Here is a 256-nt window from a genome sequence, read left to right as displayed (position 1 = left end):
AGCCCTATAGGGATGGTCGACTGGACCTTGTCGGTGATCGACTCAGAAACTTTCATGCTGTCGTGCCTGCCTTTCACACATCACAATTGGAATTCAGGTGTTCGAACGATCAGGCCATCCCACGCTTTTGAGGCCACCATCTGGCACGACAACCGAGACGTGGGTTCACGCTCGGGGTTCATAGCCAGCATCTCCTCCTCGTTGGCACCGGACAGACCCACCTCTCCTGACCACTGCGGGTCGACGATCACATGGC

At 56.6% G+C, this 256-nt stretch carries 1 pseudogene; it reads right to left on the bottom strand.

What is annotated here, in order from left to right:
• Nucleotides 1–80: 80 nt before the first annotated feature.
• Nucleotides 81–256: pseudogene (locus MTX35_RS25515) on the bottom strand (2Fe-2S ferredoxin); the annotation flags it as partial.

The sequence above is a fragment of the Rhodococcus sp. ARC_M12 genome (genome assembly GCF_022810385.1).
Classification (GTDB): Bacteria; Actinomycetota; Actinomycetes; order Mycobacteriales; family Mycobacteriaceae; genus Rhodococcoides; species Rhodococcoides navarretei.
This window is presented reverse-complemented; position numbering and strand designations above follow the sequence as displayed.